Source organism: Methylobacterium sp. WL18, assembly GCF_008040015.1.
Lineage (GTDB): Bacteria > Pseudomonadota > Alphaproteobacteria > Rhizobiales > Beijerinckiaceae > Methylobacterium > Methylobacterium mesophilicum.
Genome location: NZ_VRVD01001163.1, coordinates 1 through 738, shown reverse-complemented (window position 1 = coordinate 738; position 738 = coordinate 1). Strand labels below are relative to the sequence as shown.

Below are 738 nucleotides of genomic sequence, written 5' to 3'. Positions count from 1 at the left end.
GGGTCATCACGGTCCCCTCCCCGGCCGGGCCGGCGACGGCCGCAAAGGCGGGATCGAGGATGCCGTCGCCCGCCACCAGCGTTGCGCCGATGGACGCCTCGCGCAGGGCGCGAACCAGGGTGGCGGCCTCCGGCGCCAGCCCCCCGAAATACACGGCCTCGACCCGGGCCGCCTTCACCCGCCCAATGAGATCGGAGAGGTCGCGTGTGCCGCGGGGAAAGCCGTCGAACAGCACCTCCGGGGTGCCGGCCTCCTTCAGGCGCGCCGCCACCGCCTCGGCGAGGCCGCGCCCGTAGGTCGAGCGATCGTTGACGATGGCGACGCGCCGGCCGGCGAACGCCTTGGCGAGATAGCTCCCCGCCGCCCGGCCCTGCTGCGCGTCGCTCGGGCCCAGCCGGAACAGGTTCCACAACCCGCGGCCGGTCAGAGGCGTATAGGCGGCGCCGGGCGCGACCATCACGGCGCCGGCCTCCTCGTAGACCGGAGCCGCCGCCGCGACCGCCCCGGACTCGAACGGCCCGACCACGAAGCGCACGCCTTCACCGGCGAATTTCTTCGCGGCGGCGAGGGCTTGCCTGGGATCGCCGGCATCGTCGGCCGGCACCAGGGCGAATTTCGGACGGCTGCCGCCGGCGCGGTTCTGGTCGGCGACAGCCTGCTCGGCGCCCTGCCGGAGCCCCTGGCCCAAGGCGGCATCCGGCCCGGTGAGCGGCGCCGACAGGCCGATCCGCACAGGGG

At 75.3% G+C, this 738-nt stretch carries 1 protein-coding gene; it reads right to left on the bottom strand.

The features are described from left to right. Positions 1-738, bottom strand: a 738-nt coding sequence (locus tag FV228_RS31550; RefSeq protein WP_147857956.1) for a branched-chain amino acid ABC transporter substrate-binding protein, incomplete at both ends; no start/stop codon positions are given.